This is a genomic window from Paraburkholderia sp. UCT70, from assembly GCF_050434085.1.
GTDB classification, from domain to species: Bacteria; Pseudomonadota; Gammaproteobacteria; order Burkholderiales; family Burkholderiaceae; genus Paraburkholderia; species Paraburkholderia tuberum.
Map to the genome: position 1 here is coordinate 3,784,051 of NZ_JBNPVZ010000004.1, position 17,338 is coordinate 3,801,388.

At 64.3% G+C, this 17,338-nt stretch carries 18 protein-coding genes; 4 read left to right on the forward strand and 14 right to left on the reverse strand.

Features of this window, described 5'->3' with window-relative positions:
- Positions 1 to 47 precede the first annotated feature (47 nt).
- From pcnB to OKW41_RS43170, 4 genes are all read right to left on the reverse strand, one after another.
- Positions 48 to 1,664 (reverse strand): polynucleotide adenylyltransferase PcnB, encoded by a 1,617-nt coding sequence (gene pcnB / locus OKW41_RS43155; RefSeq protein WP_429576196.1) that lies wholly within the window; start codon positions 1,662 to 1,664, stop codon positions 48 to 50.
- Positions 1,661 to 2,347 (reverse strand): HAD family hydrolase, encoded by a 687-nt coding sequence (locus tag OKW41_RS43160; RefSeq protein WP_429576197.1) that lies wholly within the window; start codon positions 2,345 to 2,347, stop codon positions 1,661 to 1,663. The genes pcnB and OKW41_RS43160 overlap by 4 nt, the downstream gene beginning before the upstream one ends.
- Positions 2,340 to 3,092 carry a DnaA regulatory inactivator Hda gene (gene hda, locus OKW41_RS43165; protein WP_090803130.1) on the reverse strand — a complete coding sequence of 251 codons (753 nt, stop codon included), beginning with the start codon at positions 3,090 to 3,092 and terminating at the stop codon, positions 2,340 to 2,342. The genes OKW41_RS43160 and hda overlap by 8 nt, the downstream gene beginning before the upstream one ends.
- Positions 3,093 to 3,166: 74 nt before the next feature.
- Positions 3,167 to 3,328 (reverse strand): hypothetical protein, encoded by a 162-nt coding sequence (locus OKW41_RS43170; protein ID WP_429453089.1) that lies wholly within the window; start codon positions 3,326 to 3,328, stop codon positions 3,167 to 3,169.
- 40 nt (positions 3,329 to 3,368) lie between these two features.
- Between OKW41_RS43170 and purM the strand changes: the two genes are divergently transcribed.
- Complete coding sequence (gene purM, locus OKW41_RS43175) at positions 3,369 to 4,436, forward strand: phosphoribosylformylglycinamidine cyclo-ligase (protein ID WP_429453088.1); 1,068 nt, start codon at positions 3,369 to 3,371, stop codon at positions 4,434 to 4,436.
- 121 nt (positions 4,437 to 4,557) lie between these two features.
- On the opposite strand, the gene miaA is transcribed toward purM, so the two are convergent.
- Both miaA and mutL read right to left on the reverse strand, forming a co-directional pair.
- Complete coding sequence (miaA, locus tag OKW41_RS43180; RefSeq protein ID WP_429576198.1) at positions 4,558 to 5,499, reverse strand: tRNA (adenosine(37)-N6)-dimethylallyltransferase MiaA; 942 nt, start codon at positions 5,497 to 5,499, stop codon at positions 4,558 to 4,560.
- 47 nt (positions 5,500 to 5,546) lie between these two features.
- Entirely contained in the window at positions 5,547 to 7,643 is a 2,097-nt protein-coding gene (gene mutL, locus OKW41_RS43185) for a DNA mismatch repair endonuclease MutL (protein WP_429576199.1), read from the reverse strand.
- 194 nt (positions 7,644 to 7,837) lie between these two features.
- Between mutL and OKW41_RS43190 the strand changes: the two genes are divergently transcribed.
- Positions 7,838 to 8,509, forward strand: coding sequence for a VTT domain-containing protein (locus OKW41_RS43190; RefSeq protein WP_429576200.1), 672 nt, complete (start codon positions 7,838 to 7,840; stop codon positions 8,507 to 8,509).
- A gap of 123 nt (positions 8,510 to 8,632) precedes the next feature.
- Here the strand turns inward: OKW41_RS43190 and OKW41_RS43195 are convergent, their stop codons facing one another.
- From OKW41_RS43195 to OKW41_RS43205, 3 genes are all read right to left on the reverse strand, one after another.
- Complete coding sequence (locus OKW41_RS43195; RefSeq protein ID WP_429453080.1) at positions 8,633 to 9,451, reverse strand: mechanosensitive ion channel family protein; 819 nt, start codon at positions 9,449 to 9,451, stop codon at positions 8,633 to 8,635.
- Positions 9,452 to 9,644: 193 nt separating this feature from the next.
- The gene (locus OKW41_RS43200; protein WP_429453078.1) at positions 9,645 to 10,019 is read right to left on the reverse strand and encodes a hypothetical protein; all 375 of its coding nucleotides are present in this window, start codon (positions 10,017 to 10,019) and stop codon (positions 9,645 to 9,647) included.
- A 235-nt stretch (positions 10,020 to 10,254) separates the two neighbouring features.
- Positions 10,255 to 10,914 carry a hypothetical protein gene (locus tag OKW41_RS43205; RefSeq protein ID WP_429576201.1) on the reverse strand — a complete coding sequence of 220 codons (660 nt, stop codon included), beginning with the start codon at positions 10,912 to 10,914 and terminating at the stop codon, positions 10,255 to 10,257.
- Positions 10,915 to 11,366: 452 nt separating this feature from the next.
- Here OKW41_RS43205 and OKW41_RS43210 point away from each other — a divergent pair, with 452 nt between their 5' ends.
- Positions 11,367 to 11,648 (forward strand): hypothetical protein, encoded by a 282-nt coding sequence (locus OKW41_RS43210; protein ID WP_429453074.1) that lies wholly within the window; start codon positions 11,367 to 11,369, stop codon positions 11,646 to 11,648.
- A gap of 21 nt (positions 11,649 to 11,669) precedes the next feature.
- On the forward strand, positions 11,670 to 11,993 hold the full coding sequence (locus OKW41_RS43215) for a hypothetical protein (RefSeq protein ID WP_429453072.1): 324 nt from the start codon (positions 11,670 to 11,672) through the stop codon (positions 11,991 to 11,993).
- A 60-nt stretch (positions 11,994 to 12,053) separates the two neighbouring features.
- Here OKW41_RS43215 and OKW41_RS43220 read toward each other — a convergent pair whose 3' ends face one another.
- The 5 genes from OKW41_RS43220 to OKW41_RS43240 all read right to left on the reverse strand — a co-directional run bounded on the left by OKW41_RS43220 (position 12,054) and on the right by OKW41_RS43240 (position 17,225).
- The gene (locus tag OKW41_RS43220; protein ID WP_429576202.1) at positions 12,054 to 13,133 is read right to left on the reverse strand and encodes a hypothetical protein; all 1,080 of its coding nucleotides are present in this window, start codon (positions 13,131 to 13,133) and stop codon (positions 12,054 to 12,056) included.
- Positions 13,134 to 13,218: 85 nt separating this feature from the next.
- Positions 13,219 to 13,947, reverse strand: a complete 729-nt coding sequence (locus OKW41_RS43225) for a TonB family protein (protein WP_429576203.1) — start codon at positions 13,945 to 13,947, stop codon at positions 13,219 to 13,221.
- A gap of 1 nt (position 13,948) precedes the next feature.
- Positions 13,949 to 14,347, reverse strand: coding sequence for an ExbD/TolR family protein (locus tag OKW41_RS43230; protein ID WP_090803146.1), 399 nt, complete (start codon positions 14,345 to 14,347; stop codon positions 13,949 to 13,951).
- Positions 14,348 to 14,349: 2 nt separating this feature from the next.
- Positions 14,350 to 15,039, reverse strand: coding sequence for a MotA/TolQ/ExbB proton channel family protein (locus OKW41_RS43235; RefSeq protein ID WP_429576204.1), 690 nt, complete (start codon positions 15,037 to 15,039; stop codon positions 14,350 to 14,352).
- 14 nt (positions 15,040 to 15,053) lie between these two features.
- Entirely contained in the window at positions 15,054 to 17,225 is a 2,172-nt protein-coding gene (locus OKW41_RS43240; protein ID WP_429576205.1) for a TonB-dependent receptor, read from the reverse strand.
- Between the last annotated feature and the right edge of the window lie 113 nt (positions 17,226 to 17,338).

Consider the following 17,338-nt stretch of genomic DNA (forward strand, 5'->3'; position numbering starts at 1 on the left):
TAACTTCCTGCAACTATCGTTTTGACGGCTTTTCCGCGAACGCCGCGTCAGTCTTCGTGCGAGCCTTCGAGGCCCGCGTCGTTGTCCGTGCGTTCGGCGGACGAGCCGCCCTCCACTCCGTCACCTGATTTGCGGCTTCTGGCGCCACCGCGCCGCCGTCGTTTTCTTGGGCTCCGGTCCTTCCCGCCTTGCGTGAGCAATGTCTCGCGCGCGGCGACGTCACCTTCGATGAACTCCGTCCACCACGCACCGACCGACTCGTCGAGTTCGCCCGATGCGCAGCGCAACAGGAGGAAATCATACCCCGCTCTAAATCTTTGGTGTTCGAGCAGCTTCAGCGCGCTGCGCCCCGAGCGTTTTTCGAGGCGCAGCTGCAGGCCCCAGATCTCGCGCATGTCGGCCGAGAAGCGCTTGTGGATCGCGAGCTTTTCGGTCTGCATGTCGAGCACTTCGTCCATCGCGCGATGCAGCGCGGGCACCGGATACTCGCCTTCGGCCTCGAACTTCTGCCAGCGCTGCTGCACGTCGTGCCACAACAGCGTCGCGAACAGGAAGCCCGGCGACACCGGCTTGCCGGCGAGCACGCGTGCATCTGTGTTAGAGAGTGCCAGAGAAATGAATTTTTCGCCGGTCGGCTGCTCGAGCACGACGTCGAGCAGCGGCAACAGCCCGTGATGCAGGCCTTCCTGGCGCAGCCGCGTCAGGCACGCGAGCGCGTGACCCGACAGCATCAGCTTTAGCATTTCGTCGAACAGACGCGCGGCGGGCACGTTGTTGATCAGATCGGCCATCTTCTCGATCGGCGCGCGCGTGGCGTCGTCGATGTCGAAGTCGAGCTTGGCGGCGAAGCGCACGACGCGCAGCATGCGCACCGGATCCTCGCGATAGCGCGTGGCCGGGTCGCCGATCATGCGCAACAGGCGCGCGCGCATGTCGGCCATGCCGTTGTGGTAGTCCAGCACTGTTTGTGTGGCCGGATCGTAGTACATCGCGTTGATCGTGAAGTCGCGGCGCGTGGCGTCCTCGTGCTGCTCGCCCCACACGTTGTCGCGCAGCACGCGGCCGCTCGCATCGACCGCGTGGGTGCGGCGGTCCAGCTCGTCGCGCTTCAGACGCTTCGGCGGCGGCGCGTCGGCCGCGGGCGGATCGACCAGCGCGCGGAACGTCGAGGTTTCGATGATTTCCTGGCCGAACTGCACGTGCACGATCTGGAAGCGCCGGCCGATGATGCGCGCGCGGCGGAACAGCTTCTGCACCTGTTCGGGAGTCGCGTCGGTCGCGACGTCGAAGTCTTTCGGCTTGACGCCGAGCAGCAGGTCGCGCACCGCGCCGCCGACGATGAACGCACGGAAGCCCGCCTGTTGCAGGCCCTCGGTCACGCGGATCGCATTGCGCGAGATCAGCGTGGGGTCGATGCCGTGCACGTCGTGCGGAATGATGACGGGTACGTCCGGCTCGCGCGGCGCTTGCGCGGCAGCAGCGGCACCTGCGGACTTGCGGCGCGGCCGCGCGGCCGTGCCGGAAGCGGTCGTGCCGGATACGGACTTGCTGCGCGCCGGCGGCTTGTCATTGGCATTGACGTCGACGCTGGCGGCGGCGGAGAGCGTGTCGTCAGCGGTCGCCGTGTCCTGGCCGAATAGCTTGCGGATGAGTTTCTTGATCACGAGGGTTGGAAGAGTTCGAGGATGCGCCAGCCTTTGGCCTGCGCATGGGCGCGCAACGTGTCGTCCGGATTGGTCGCGATGGGATCGGTGACTTTTTCGAGCAGCGGGATGTCGTTGTGCGAATCGCTATAGAAATAGCTGTGCTCGAAGTCGCTCCAGCTCTTGCCGAGCGACGCGAGCCACATTTCGGTGCGCACGATCTTGCCTTCCTTGTAGCTCGGCGTGCCGGTCGGACGACCGGTGTAGGCGCCGTGCGGCTCCCCGCCGACGGTCTCGGCCTCGCACGCGATCAGCGTGTCGACGCCGAACGCCTGCGCGATCGGCCGCGTGATGAACTCGTTGGTCGCAGTGACGACGCAGCACAGGTCGCCCGCTTCACGATGCTGTTTCACGAGTTCGAGCGCCACCGGCTGGATGGCCGGCGTGATGAACTCGTGCATGTACTGCGCGTGAAAGTCAGCGAGCTGCGCGCGTGTGTACTTCGCGAGCGGCGTCAGCATGGCGATCAGATAAGCGTGAATGTCGAGCTTGCCGGCCTTGTAGTCGGTGTAAAAGCGATCGTTTTCACGGGCGAAATTTTCGGCGTCGACCATGCCTTTTTTCACCATGAAGCGGCCCCATTCGTGGTCGCTGTCGGTGGGAATGAGCGTGTGGTCGAGATCGAAGAGTGCAAGGTTAGCCATGGGCGCCTATTTTACTTGAAGCGGGAAGAGCGGCGTGTGAACCCGGCGCGGCGGCGGGGTCGGGCGACGCGAGCATCGTGCGCAACAGCGGCAGCGTGACCGCGCGTTTCTGTTCGAGCGAGAAGCGGTCGAGCGCGTCGAGCAGCGCCATCAGGCTCGGCATGTCGCGGCGAAAGTGCGTGAGCAGGTACGCCGGCACGTCGTCGGCGAGCATGATGCCGCGCTCGCGCGCCGCGCGTTTCAACACCGCGGCCTTCGCGTCGTCGGGCAACGGCGCAAGGTGAAACACCAGTCCCCAGCCGAGGCGCGTGCGCAAATCTTCGCGCACCGTCATGCCGATCGGCGCCGCGTTGCCCGCGGCGACGAGCGCGCTGGTCGGATGCGCGCGCACTTCGTTGAACAGGTTGAACACGGCGATCTGCTGCGCGGCCGACAGCGCGTCGCAGTCGTCGATTGCATAGAGCGCGACGCGCGGATCGAAGCCGAAGGCGGCGAGGCTGCTTTGCGGCCCTGCGAAGCGCGCATGCCCCGGCGGCGCTTCGTGCACGAGCGCCTGCAGCAGGTGCGTGCGGCCGCTGCCGGCTTCGCCCCAGATGTAGAAGGTGCGATCGGCGACCGGTCCGGAGGCGAGCGCGTCGTCGAGCTCACGCAGGCGCGTGACCAGCTCGGCGTTCGCGCCGGCGAAGAAATTGTCGAATGTCGATGGCGGCGGGGTGCCGAGATCGAGCGTCAGTTGACGAAGCACAGTAGGTTAATGCCGAAAATGAGGCTCAGGCCGCGAGTGGCCCGGACCTCGGGGCCTGGAAGGTTGCCAGGCGCTCAGTTGTCGTGAAGCGTGCTCGCCGGGTCGTGAGGCCGCGCGTCGCGAAGCACGGCTGGCGCAATTGCGCGGGTCGGCGGCGCCGGAATCGGGGTGTCGTGTTGCAATGTCGTTTCCAGGATATCGTCGGAACGCGTGAATTCCAGCCAGGCGGCCAGCATCGGGTAAAATCGTATTTTACCGACCTTCGAGCTTTTCCCCATGAATCAACCGAAATCCGCCGAGCATTCAACCGATTCGGCCCAAGGTTTGTCGTATCGCGACGCCGGCGTGGACATCGATGCGGGTGACGCCCTCGTCGACGCCATCAAGCCCTTTGCCAAGAAAACCCTGCGCGACGGCGTGCTGGGCGGCATCGGTGGATTCGGCGCGTTGTTCGAAGTGCCGAAGAAGTACAAGGAACCGGTGCTCGTGTCCGGCACTGACGGCGTCGGCACCAAGCTGCGTCTGGCGTTCCAGCTGAACAAGCACGACACGGTCGGCCAGGATCTGGTCGCGATGAGCGTCAACGACATCCTCGTGCAGGGCGCCGAGCCGCTGTTCTTCCTCGACTATTTCGCCTGCGGCAAGCTCGACGTCGGCACGGCGGCGACCGTCGTGAAGGGCATTGCGCACGGCTGCGAGCTGTCGGGCTGCGCGCTGATCGGCGGCGAAACCGCGGAAATGCCGGGCATGTACCCGGACGGCGAATACGACCTGGCTGGTTTCGCGGTCGGCGCGGTGGAAAAGAGCAAGATTATCGACGGCAGCAAGATCGCGTCGGGCGACGTGGTGCTCGGGCTCGCGTCGAGCGGCATCCATTCGAACGGCTTTTCGCTCGTGCGCAAGATCATCGAGCGTGCCAATCCCGATCTGAACGCGGACTTCGACGGCCGCCCGCTCGCCGACGCGCTGATGGCGCCGACGCGCATCTATGTGAAGCCGCTGCTCGCGCTGATGCAGCAGATCGAGGTCAAGGGTATGGCGCACATCACGGGGGGCGGCCTGGTCGAGAACATTCCGCGCGTGCTGCGCGAAGGCCTGACGGCCGAGCTCGACCATCGCGCGTGGCCGCTGCCGCCGCTGTTCTCGTGGCTGCAGAAGCACGGCGGCGTCGCCGATGCGGAGATGCATCGCGTGTTCAACTGCGGTATCGGTATGGCGGTAATCGTGTCGGCCGCGGATGCCGAAGCGGCGATTGGTCTGCTGTCCGCGGCGGGCGAGCAGGTCTGGAAGATCGGCACGGTCCGTGAGAGCGCAGCGGGTGAAGCGCAGACAGTCGTGGTCTAAAGGTTGACGAGGGCGGCGTGCCGCAATGGTGCGCCGCGCGGGCTTCAAATCCTTTGCTTCACATTTCCCGCTTCAAATTCCCGCTTTACGTCCCTCCGATTCCCCCACGCTGATCGGCGCCTCAAACCAGCGTTTCGATCAACTCCACCACCCGCGCCGTCGCGTGCGGATCGCAGCAATCCACCACCTGTCTTTCCGGCATGCTGCGCAGCCACGTGAGCTGCCGCTTGCAGAGTTGCCGCGTCGCAAAGACGCCCTTGTCGCGCATGGTCCGATAGTCGACCGCGCCGTCGAGGTATTCCCACACCTGCCGATACCCGACGCAGCGCATCGACGGCATCTCGGGCAGCAGGTCGCCGCGCGCGCGCAGCTTCACCACTTCATCGACGAAACCGTGCGCGAGCATCGAATCGAAGCGCTGCTCGATGCGCGCGTGCAGCACGCCACGCTCGGACGGCTCCAGCGCGACCGGCACGAAGCTTGCCAATGCGGCGTCGTCGGTGCGCGCGGGCGCGGCGAGCAGTGTCGACATCGGCTGGCCGGTCAGCATGAACACTTCCAGCGCGCGCTGGATGCGCTGCGAATCGTTCGGCGCGAGACGCGCGGCCGTGACCGGATCGAGCGCGGCGAGCCGCGCGTGAAGCGCCGGCCAGCCGTCGCGGGCGGCGTCGGCGTCGAGCCTCGCGCGTACTTCGGCATCGGCGGCGGGCAGGTCGTTGAGGCCCTGCGTGAGCGCCTTGTAGTAAAGCATCGTGCCGCCGACCAGCAGCGGCAGCCGCCCGCGCGCATGAATTTCTCCGACGAGCCGCAGCGTATCGGCGCGAAACTGCGCGGCCGAGTACGAGTCGGCTGGATCGACGATATCGATCAGATGATGCGGCGCGACCGCGCGTTCTTCCGCGGTCGGCTTCGCGGTGCCGATGTCCATCTCGCGATAGACGAGCGCCGAGTCGACGCTGATGATTTCGACCGGCCGCCGCGCGGCGAGCGCGAGCGCGGCGGCGGTCTTGCCGGACGCGGTCGGGCCGAGCAGGCACGGGATGGGAGTAGGGCGTGACGTCATGGGCAAGCGGGCGCGCGGCGCAACGGTGTGATCGAAACGCAGCGGCGTTACTGCCCCCGCATGAACAGCCGATCGAGATCGGCCAGCGTCAGCTGATACCAGGTCGGCCGGCCGTGGTTGCACTGATCGGCGCGCTCGGTCGCTTCCATCTGGCGCAGCAGCGCGTTCATTTCGTCGAGCGTCAGACGCCGGTTCGCGCGCACCGCGTGATGGCACGCGAGCGTGCCGAGCAGTTCGTGCTGACGCTCGGTCAGCACGCGCGAGCCGCCGAATGCATGCAGGTCGGACAGCACCGCGCGCGCAAGCGCTTGCAGGTCGGCGTCCTTCAGCAACGCGGGGACTGCGCGGATCGCGAGCGTGGTCGGCGACAACACCGCGAGGTCGAAGCCGAGCGCATCGAGCGTATCGCGCTCTTCCTCGACCGTGCCGATTTCGACCGGATCGGCCTGCATCGTCTGCGGGATCAGCAGCGGCTGCACGGCGATCGTGCGGTCGGCGAGCGCGTTCTTGAACTGCTCGTACAGGATGCGCTCGTGCGCGGCATGCATGTCGACGATTACGAGCCCGTGGCGGTTCTGCGCGAGCACGTAGATGCCGTGGACCTGGCCGAGCGCGAAGCCGAGCGGCTGGTCGTCGGTGGCGTCGAATGCGGGGGAAGCGGGGCGCGGCGCGAACGGCGCCGCGTCGTATGGCGACGTCGTGTCGGTTGCGGAGTCGCGCGCTTCGAACAGCGACGCGCCTTCGACCCGGCCGGCAAGCGGATCCTTGCGGCCGAACAGCGCATCGTAACCGGCGAGCGGTTGCGCGACCGGCAGCGTGCCTTGCGTCATGCGTGCCTGGCGCATCCACGTGTTGCCAGGCTGCGAGGCGCCCGGGGCGCCGAAGCTGCTGCCGCCGCCAAGGCCGCCGCGGCTTCCCGCGCCGAAGCCCGCGCCGCTCGAAAGACCGGCGCCCGCGCCAATGCCGTCGCCTACGCCGCTTGTGACACCCGGCGGCGTCGAACCAGATGAAGCCGGTCCACCGGCCGACGGTTCCAGACGCGCCGCATGCCCGCCCGCCGTCGTGTCAGGCGACGCGCCCGCGTGCCGAGCGAGCGCGCGCTGCACCGCATGGAACACGAACTGGTGGATCGAGCGCGAATCGCGGAAACGCACCTCGATTTTCGACGGATGTACGTTCACGTCGACGCCTTCGGGCGGCAAATCGAGGAACAGCACGTACGACGGATAACGCTCACCGTGCAGCACGTCTTCATACGCGGCGCGCACCGCGTGCGTGAGCAGCTTGTCACGCACGAAGCGGCCGTTGACGAAGAAATACTGTTGATCGGCGCGACCGCGGCTCGCGGTCGGCAGACCGGCGCAGCCGTAGATCGCAAGCGGACCGGCGGATTCGTCGAGCGGCAGATGAGCGGTCGCGAACGTCTCGCCGAGAATCTTCGCGACCCGCGCGGGCGGCTCGCTCGCGTTCCAGTGCTCGACGGCCTTGCCGTTGTGCAGCACCGAGATCGCGACGTCCGGCCGCGCGAGCGCGGCGCGGCGGATCTGTTCAAGACAGTGGCCGAGTTCGGTCTGTTCGCTTTTCAGGAATTTGCGGCGTGCCGGGGTGTTGAAGTACAGCTCGCGGACTTCGATCGTCGTGCCCTGGGTGCCGGCGGCGGGACTCAGCACGCCGGTTTCCGCGTCGATGCGCACCGCGTGCGGCACGTCTGCGGTGCGGCTCGTGATGCTCATCTGCGCGACCGACGCGATCGACGCCAGCGCTTCGCCGCGGAACCCGAGCGTCGCGACCGCTTCGAGCTCGGCGAGCGAGCGGATCTTGCTGGTCGCATGGCGCGTCAGGGCGAGCACGAGTTCGTTCTCGGGGATGCCGCAGCCGTCATCGGTGATCGAGATGCGTTTGACGCCGCCTTCGTCGAGCAGGATGCGCAGCGTCTGCGCGCCCGCGTCGAGCGCATTCTCGAGCAGCTCCTTGACTACCGACGCCGGCCGCTCGACCACTTCGCCGGCGGCGATCTGGCTGATCAATTGATCGGGGAGCGGCTGGATGGCGCGCAACGGACGCGGCGCGGGCGCCGCGCGAGAGGCGTCGGAAGGTGCGGCCGCGGCCGCGGTGCCCGCAGGCGTTTCGGAGAATTCGGACATGGCGAAATTATAGCGACTTGGCGCACGCCGCCCGCGCAGACGCCCAACCAGCAGATTTTCATTCGACCCGAGGCACTTTCGGTATCATGTCGCGGTCAATTCGCAGCGGTCGGCTCGCCGCTTGCTGCCCCTGTTGCCGGGTCGCGCGGCGGCCGTTTTCCCTCTACGCACATACTGGTTTAAAAGGACGTCCCTTGGATACGTTGCTACATTTCGCCAATCTTGTCCTGCACATCGACAAGTTTCTCGGGGACTTCATTCAGGTCTACGGCGCCTGGGTCTACGCGGTGCTGTTCGCGATCGTGTTCGCCGAAACCGGGCTCGTGGTGCTGCCGTTTCTGCCGGGCGATTCGCTGTTGTTCATCGGCGGCGCGTTCTCCGCGACCGGGCAGATGCATCTCGGGCTGCTGATCCTGTTGCTGCTGGTGGCGGCGGTCTCGGGCAATACGACCAACTATCTGATCGGCCGCGCGATCGGACCGCGCGTGTTCAATACGCACATTCCGGTGCTCGAGCGTTTTCTCGATCGCGCCGCGCTGCAGAAGACTCACAACTTCTATGAGAAACACGGCGGCAAGACGATCGTGCTCGCGCGTTTCATCCCTGTCGTGCGGACGTTTGCGCCATTCGTCGCGGGCGCGTCGTCGATGACGTGGAGCCGCTTCCAGATGTTCAACGTCGTCGGCGCGCTGTTGTGGGTGCTGCTGCTGACACTGCTCGGCTATTTCTTCGGCAACATCCCGTTCATCCGTCAGTATCTGAACGTGATCGTGCTTGTCGGTATCGGCGCGGCGATCGTACCGATCGTGCTCGGCGCGCTGTGGAAGATGCTGCGCAAGAATGGCGCGAACGCGAGTACGCGTTGATGACGAGTTGTTTGCTGTATTTCGGGCCTTGAAAACACGAAAGGCGTCGCGAATCTCGCGACGCCTTTTTTCATGCCGCCATGCCGACGACCCGGGTCGGGTGCGCGCGGAGGTTCGATCAGATCAATCGCGCGTGATCGCGCGCGGTGCGAGTGGCGTTTCCGGCGTCGGATAGCCGGCTTCCTTGAAGGTCTGAACGATCGCGCGATTGGTGTCGAAGTAGACCTGCCAGTAGTTCTGGTTGGACGAGTAAGGGCGCACGCACAGCAGCGGTCCTTCTGGCGTGAAGCTCAAGACCTCGATATCCGGCGCGGGGTTTTCGGCCACGTTCGGAATCTTCGCGACGGCGGCTTTCAAACGCGCGATCGCATCGGTCGGATCGACGCCATTGGCGATCTTCGCGGTCAGCTCGACGCGCCGGAACGGCAGCACGCTGTAGTTCGAGATCGTGTCGGAGAAGATCTTGTTGTTGCCGATGATGGTCGTCACGTTGTCCGGCGTCACGATCGTGGTGCCGAACAGGCCCAATTCCGTGACGGTGCCGGTGACGCCCGCGGCCATGACGAAATCGCCGACCTTGAACGGCCGCAGCACCTGCATGAACACGCCGGCCGCGAAGTGCGCGAGCAGGCCGCCCCACGCAGTACCGATCGCGAGGCCGAGGCCGGCGAGCAACGCGGCGAACGACGTCGTCTGCACACCGAAGATTTGCAGGATCGCGAGGACGAGCAGCAGGTTCAGCAACCCGGCGAGAATCGACGCGAGGTAGTGGGCGAGCGTCGGGTCGACCCGGCCGTTGCGTGCGAGCATCTTGCGCAACAGGCGGGAGATCAGCCCGATGACCCAGCGGCCGACGATCCACAGCACGATTGCGCCGATGACCTTGGTGCCGATGTCGATGCCACGGGTCATGATGAATGCACGTACGGTTTCGATATCCAAGATGTTTCCTCGTTATAGGTTGCCATCAACGGATTGAACGACGGTGGTGCCATGACCCACAACGCGCGGTCTTCGGGAGTTATAGCCGACGGCGCCCGCACGCGCAAGGACCGTTCCTGCCCTGCTCGCGACGGCAATACAGAGATGAAACATGGCGGGGCGTACGTGAAAAGCCGGTCGGGGCGTGCCGGGCTCACATGCGCAGCCGCGATTCGGAATACGGTGACGTCTGGATGACAACCGCGTCGTCCGGGGCGCTTTTCACGGCGCACCGGCGCCTCGACATCCGATGCCACGAGAACGCGATCACGATCGCGAGCGCATACGCGCCAGCACGCCGAAGAAACGACGTCGGCAGGGCGAATTGTCCATAGCGGTTCTGCGCGTCGGCGAACACGACAAACGTCAACAAGCCGTCGAGCATGCACGTGGCCAGCGCGATCACGATGAAAATCGCAGGGCCGCTCAGCGCGGCACCCGACCCGAACCGGTTATACAGTCGACAGGCCATCGATACGATGGCGAACAAGGCGAGGTTCGACAGCAGATCGAACAGGAAGGTGGTCATTATCGGTTCAATGAAAGAGCAATGGGCCGTGGGGTTGCCGGAACGTATGCTCGCGCAAGGTTCAGACATGCTCCGCTGATTCGGCGGCGATCATTGCATATCTTTTCATCTCGATAAATAACCAGAAAAAGCGAAGGTCGTATCGCTCTTTCTTTCGTTTGTTTTTATAGGCAATCGGGATGCGAAAAGTCCTTTGCAAATTTATAGTACTGCGACGGATTCCGTGCGCTGCGCCTCAGAAGCGATAAGAAATGCCGATCTGCAACGTCGGATACCATCGATAAGGCGAGACCTTATCGCGCAGTTGCTGCAATCCGGTGTTGATGATCTGCTGACTCATCTCCGGTCCTGCGGCCTGCGACAGTGCCGGCGACAGTGTGTACGAGGATTTCGGAATGCCGTAGGCGACACCGAGATCGACCACGAGCCCCCAGCCTTTGGCTCCCGGGTGCAAGCCATAGCCGACGCCAAGGTAGGGCATCGCGGTCGGGTATCGGGCGGTCGCCGTCGCGTACTCGCCAGGAAAGGCCGGCGAGGCTTTGCCCTCGAATACGTACATGCCGTTGGTCGGAACCGAGTTGCCGCTGACTTCGTTGTCGGTCAGACGCAGGCCCGCTGTCACGCGAAAGCCGGTGCCGGCCCACGGAAAGAAATCGCCGTAGAGACCGCCCTGGCGCAGCCGTATGCCGTCTTCGTAGCGATTGCCGCCGACCTCGAAGTTGTGCGACAGATTGATCGCGTTGAAGTCCGCGTGCACGCCGAACCACGACGTGACGCTCCACGCCGCGCCAACCCCGATGCCCAGCGTGCCGCCTTGCAGATAGACCTCCTGCGCATGCGACGTTTCGATCAGACACGGCAAAGCCACTACCCAGATTACCTTTCCAGCTTTCATGGGTACCCCTGCGCGGCGGGCAGCCCGATCGTTGCGGGACGCGCTCGCCGTTTTGTCGTCTCTTCTTTTGCTCTCTTTGTCGCGAACGCTCTAAGGCGTCGTGAAGCGATCATGCGAGCAGAGGGCGTAGACGGTCTGTGAGGTGGCGAACCATACGGTCAAATGAATGGGGTCGGAGTGCGCGACGATGTCGCCGCGTCGCCGTTCAGTTCGAGCGACGGCAGATGTCAATCGCGGGGCATTGGCGAGGAGCGCCGCCTCGCTTTGGATGTGGCCGGTCGGTAAGGAAGCTTAGGGAACTGCGCATCGCCGATGACGCTTGCCCACGCCTTCATCCAGCAGGTGGCGAGTGTCTTTTCAGCTTCCGACTCAGCGCGCATAAGGCGGCTCGTGGCAAGAAGCAAACGAGCCAACGCATATTCCTTGCGTGTGGATTCCCGACGCAAAAGCGAATGATTCTTCTGCATGGCCGGCCACCGAAAAGTCAGCGAGAAGCGTGGCAAATTAAATCGGGCCGCATTGCATTCGTACCCGACGAACGACCGCGCGGCGCAAGCGACGGGCTGCTGTCGAGTAAGGATTCGCTCCAGATTGGTGCGTCGTCGATCAATGGGGCGTTGCGTCGCAACACCTGCCACTGTGGTGAAAACGACAAATCAACCTTGTTTAATTTTGACAAGTCGCGCCGTGCGTTTATCCGTGCGACGATGAAATTGTCAATGTTCCTGACATGAAGATCCAGTTACGGGGGCTCCATGAGTAGCATTCCGCTTATCTGGGCAGCGGTGCCGCACAACAGCGATGGTGTTGTCTTTCAGATCCGGCTTGGCCGCGGACTTCAGCGTTTTCATGTGTCGCGGCGCGTGCTCGAGGATGTGTTCGAACTCGAACGAAAAGCGTCCGACGCGCGCCAACTCGAATTCTTCTATATGCACGAGCAGCGCATCCTCGCGCGCGCTAGCGCAAAGCGTGCGACGGCCTGCTCGGCCACCGTTTCACTACGGGCCGCCGATTTCGGCGTGTCGAACGACAGCGAGCGCTGGGCGACGCCGAGCGGCGTCGCGCACGGCCTCATCTAGGCGAACCGATGTTTGATGCACCGCCGCGATCAACGGGCGGCCGTGCGTCGATGCCGCGCGTCAGGGTGCCTTGAGCTGCGCCTCGAGCACTTCGAACGTGCCGGGGATCACCGTCGCGCGCGGATGAGAATTGGCAGTCGTGGCCGGGTCGGCCGCGCCGAACTTCGACGACACCAGATAGATCCGGTGCTGCTGTTCATCGAGCGCCATCGTTTTCGCGCCTTCCAGCGTTGGCATGTTCTGCGCGACCGTGTAATGGTCCGCATCGTCTTCATGCACGATCGTCAGCGTGCCGTCCGCGCCGTTCGAACTGAACGCGAGCTTCAAGGCCGGATCGAAAGCCGCCGCGTCGGGGTGACCCCCTATCAGCACCTCGGCCACGCGACGCCCCGACGTCGCATCGACGATCATCATGCGGTGATTGGCGCAAACTGAAAACAGGCGCTCGCTCGCCGGATCGATCGCGAGTCCGGTCGGCGACTCGCACCGTGCGAGTGGCCAATGCGCCAGCACCGTCGCGGACCGACCGTCCATCTCGACGATCTCGGCGCGATCTTCCACATTGACGAACACGTGCCCGTGGCTGTCCGCCGCGAGCGCCTCCGGCTTGCCGCCGACGCTCATCGTGGCGACCACCTTGCGCGTCGCGACGTCGATTGCGCTGACGCTGCCGTCGTGGCCATTGCTCACGAAGATGCGCCGCAAGGCCGGCACGTAGAGGATGCCGTCCGGGTCGGGGCCCGCGGCCTTGATGCTGTCGACGACCTTGAGTGTGTCGAGATCGACGACGCTCACCGTATTGGCGCGGCCGTTGGTGACGAAGCCGAGCTTGAGGTCCTCCACTAACGCGAAGCCGTGCACGCCGTCGGTGTTGGCGATCTCGCCGACCCGTTTGCCGGTGCGCGTATCGATCACCTGCACGTGCGTGTCGCGGCTGATGAAGAGGTGCTGGCGAACAGCGTCGTACGCCACGTAATCCCAACGCTCGCCGCCTTCGAGGCCATAGCGTTTCGCGATTTCGAATTGATCGGCGTTGGCGCCCGTCGCCGCATGGACGTTCGACAGCGCGAGCAGGGAAGCGAGGCCGCCGGCGATCAAGGCGGACAGGATATTGTTCAGTTTCACGTTGAGTATATTCATACTAGTACTGCGTATAGATTGGGAAGAGGGACGCCATTCCGGTGGGCGGATGACGTCCCTCGTGCGGTTGGGCGTTAGCGGATCATCATTCGTGGTCGTCGAGTTTGAAGTCGACCCACAATTGTTCCGAGAGCGTTTTGCCCGCGAATGCGGACTCGGGTTTCGGGTAAGCGGCGTCGCGCACAGCTGCGAGCGCTGCGCGGTCCAGCAGTCCGATACCGCTCGACACCACGACGCTGAGGTCGGACACGACGCCGTCGCGATACCGGAACGCGACGCGTGTGCGGCCCGTCATGCCAGCCATGCGGGCCGACTCGGGATAGCGCAGCGCGGCCTGAATCGCCGCGCGCAGCGCACCCTCGAAGCTTGGCGTAGGCGCGGCTGCAACCGGCGCCGCAGCGGGTGCGGGCGGTTGCCGCGCGGGCTGAGCTGGCGGTTGCGGCGCGGGCGCGGATGGCGGCTCGGTCGGTGTCGCCGCGGGCTGCACCGGCACCGGAGTCGGCAGGCGCTTCGGCACCGCGGCCGTCACGGGCTTCGCGGGCGTGTGCGCAGCATGGCGCACGGGTACGACCGGCCGCGCGGGAGGCGGCACGGGCTTCGCAGGCGGCTGCGGCGGTTGCGGCGCGGGAGCCGGTGCCGCCAGCGTCAGCAGCGTTGGCGGCGCTTCATGCGACACGGAAGACATCCGGGTCGTATGCGTGAGCAGCGCAATCGTCGCGCCGAGCACCAGCGCTTCCGCGACGAGCGCGATGGCGGCGGCCCGCAATAGGCGCGTTCGTTCCTGCACGATCCCGGAGGCGGGTACGGTTGCCATATCAGTTCGCCACGGGCTGCGCGGCGAGCGCGATTTGCGATACACCCGCGGCGCGGCACGCGTCCATCACCGAGACGAGGTGCTGGATCTGCGCCTGCTTCGAGCCGGCAATCGTCACGACCGTATGCGCGACGTCCGTGCGGGCGGCGAGCAGGGTGGTCAATTGCGCAAGGCTCAGCGTGCGGCCGTCGACCGACAGACTGCCGTCGGTCGCGAGCGTTACCGTGACCTGCGGCGGCGGCAGCGCTTGCGCCGTGGCGCTCGACGGCAGCTGCGAGCGCAGCCCCGCGTTCGGGATCATGTGCAGCGTGATCATGATGAAGAACACCAGTAGAAAGAACATGATGTCGATCATCGGGATGATCTCGATGCGCGCCTTTCGCGCCTCGAAATACTTCATCGTCAGACTCCCTGCGAGGCGAATTTGCCGACCACCGGGCGCGGCACTTCATGCACCGGCTTGACCGACTCATGCGTTCTGGCCGCAAGCCGGTTCACGAGCGCCGCCTTCAGGGTTTCGAGCTGATGAACGACGCCTCTTACGCGGTTGTGCAGACCGTTGAAGAACACGAGGCCGATCATCGCGACGAACAGACCCGACGCCGTAGCGATGAGTGCCTCGGCCACGCCGCCCGTGACCTGGGTCGGTGCGTTGCCCGGATTCGACAGCACCTGGAAGGCGTTGAACATACCGACGATCGTGCCGAACAGACCGAGCAACGGCGCGAGCGTGACGATCGTGTCGAGCACCCACAGGAAGCGGTCGATGTTCGGTGCTTCGCGCATGATCGCTTCGTCGAGACACGCATCGAGCTCATCGCGCGACGTCTGACCGGCAAGCCGGCCGGCGACCTTCAGCAGGCTCGCCATCGGCAGCGCCTGAAACTGTTCGGCGCATACCGTCAGCGAGGCGGCGTTCAGTTGTTCGAGGCGGTCGACCTGGTCGAGCACCGCGCGGCTGCCGCTCGATGCGCGCTGCAGGAACCACGAGCGCTCGATGATGATCGTCAGGGCAACGAACAGCATGGCGGCAATCACATACAACACGCCACCGGAATTGTTCGCGAGGTGCAGCAGGTTATCGACAGTCATGAAAGAAGCTCCGTTCAGAAATCGGTGGACAGCGTCGCGACGAACGCGCGGCCCGGGATGGTCCAGTAAAGCGGTGTGTTGTCCGCGGCGGTGTAGCCGGCCAGCGCATTGATGCTGGTGCGGTTGAAAAGGTTGTCGATCTGGAAACCGAGGCGCGTGTTATGCGTCCACGGTGCGAGTCGGGCAAACGTGTACGAGCTGGCGAAGTTGGTGATCGCATAGCCGCCGATCGGCTGGGTGTTGCCGGTATCGCCATACTGATGGCCGACGAACTTCATCAGCAACGAACCGTTGAGCGGCCCGCGTTCGTAGAGCACGCCGGCGGCGGCCGTCGATTGCGGCGCGTTGGGCATCCACGTATTGGTGCTCTTCTGTTTGGCCGAATTGAAGGTCAGATTGCCGTACAGGCTGAAGCCGTCGCCGACCGACAAGGTCGCTTCGGTTTCGACACCCTTGTAGGTCGCACCACCCGCATTCGAGAAGATCACGTTGTTGCCGACCGTGCGGCTCGTCACCGCGTTGCGGAAGTTGATGTAGTACAGATCGGCGGCGACGGTCAGACGCCCCGTTTTGTACGTCGTGCCGATCTGGTAGTTGTCGGTCTGTTCCGGATCGGGTTGTCCCGAGACGGTCGGATCGTTGACATAGAACACATTCAGGTTCGGCGCGAGAAAGCCCTGCGCGTACTGCGCATACGCGCTCCATTGCGGGGTGATCTGCTGGTGCAGCGTCAACGACGGCAGCACCTTGTCCCACGTATGGCTGAAATCGAGCGGCTCACCGGTCTTCTGGTTCATCGGCGTATCGATGCTGCGGTTGAACGACACGTACTTGAGTCCCGGCGTGATCGTCAAACCGTTCTGCAGTTGCCAGGCGTATTGCAGATACGGCTGAAACGTCAGCATCGTGTCGTTCATCGTGAAGTTTTGCGAGATGAACGCGAAGTTCAGCGACGAATCGACATTGAAGTTGTCGCGGAAGTTGGACTGGTGCGCGATCCACATGCCGGTCTGCAGCTTGCCGGGACCGAGTTGGCGCTCGAGCGCGAGGACGTCGCCGAACGCGCGGTAGTTGTTGTTCATCTCCTGGCCGGGCACGTTGTTCGGCCCGAAGATCGTGCCGTTCGGCGTTTCACCGTTCGGGTCGAGCCCGTTGAAGCCGTTGTGGTAGTAGCCGTACGTATAGAGCTTGTTGTCGATCACCCACTCGGCGACCTTGGTCTTCACGCCGATGTACTCGAAGTCCGTATTGATCTTGTCGAAGTTGTAGCCGGCATAGGCCTGACTCGTCGGATCGGCGCTAAGACCGAAGTTGGGACCGAACTGCTGGATCTGCGCGGCCGTCGCGCCGAGCGGCACGTTCTGGTGGATGTTGTTGTAAGTCGCGAACAGCGTGAGCAGCGTGTTGTCGCCGATCGGCTTGTCGAGCTTGAAGTAGACGTTCTGACGGCGCTGGTCCGCGTTGGTCAGATAACCGTCGCTGCTGCTCTGCGCATAGCCGACCATCGCGCGCGCATCGCCCCATTGCTGCAGATAGCCGGTATTGAACTCGGCGCCGGCCTGCCATGTGTCGAAGCTGCCGTACGAGCCGAGCACCGAGAATGCCGGCGATGCCGACGGATCCCTCGACTGCAGGCTGATCGTTCCGCCGAAGGTGGCGAAGCCGATCTGCGAAGCGTCGCCGGGACCGCGGTCGACGACGATATTGCCGAGCACCCGGTTCGAGAAAAACGACGTCGAATGATGGGTGAAGTCGTTGGTATCGCCAAACGGGATGCCGTCGAATGTCACGTTGTACTGACCGTCCTGAAAGCCGCGAATGGACAGGCTCTGCGATTCCATCAGGCCGGAGCCGTTCGGAGAAACATTCGACACGCTCGGCGCGATCTGCACGATCTCGCTGTAGTTCGCGGTCGGAGCGGTACTGTTTTCGATGTAACGCCGGCTGATCACCGACTGCGGTTGGGTTGCGGTGAGCGAGCCTTGCGAAGGCGCCTGCGCCGGTGCCGACTGCGTGTTGGTGCTGGTGGCCGTGCCGCTGTTCGATGACGAGACGGCCGTGCTTTGCACGGAGCCGAGATCGCCCGAGGTCTGGGCATGCGAGATCTGTGCGCCGGCCGCGCACAGTGTGGCAAGAACGAATTGCGTCAGCGGCTTCTTTCTAAGGGGAAAACTAACCCGTTGCATGGTGCTGCATCCTTTCGCGAGTGGGGCGATGAACTGGGAGTCGAACGAGGCGGGATGCTATCAACCGTCCGTTAATGCGAAGTGATCGGTATCTTACGAATCTAAAGTTGCTA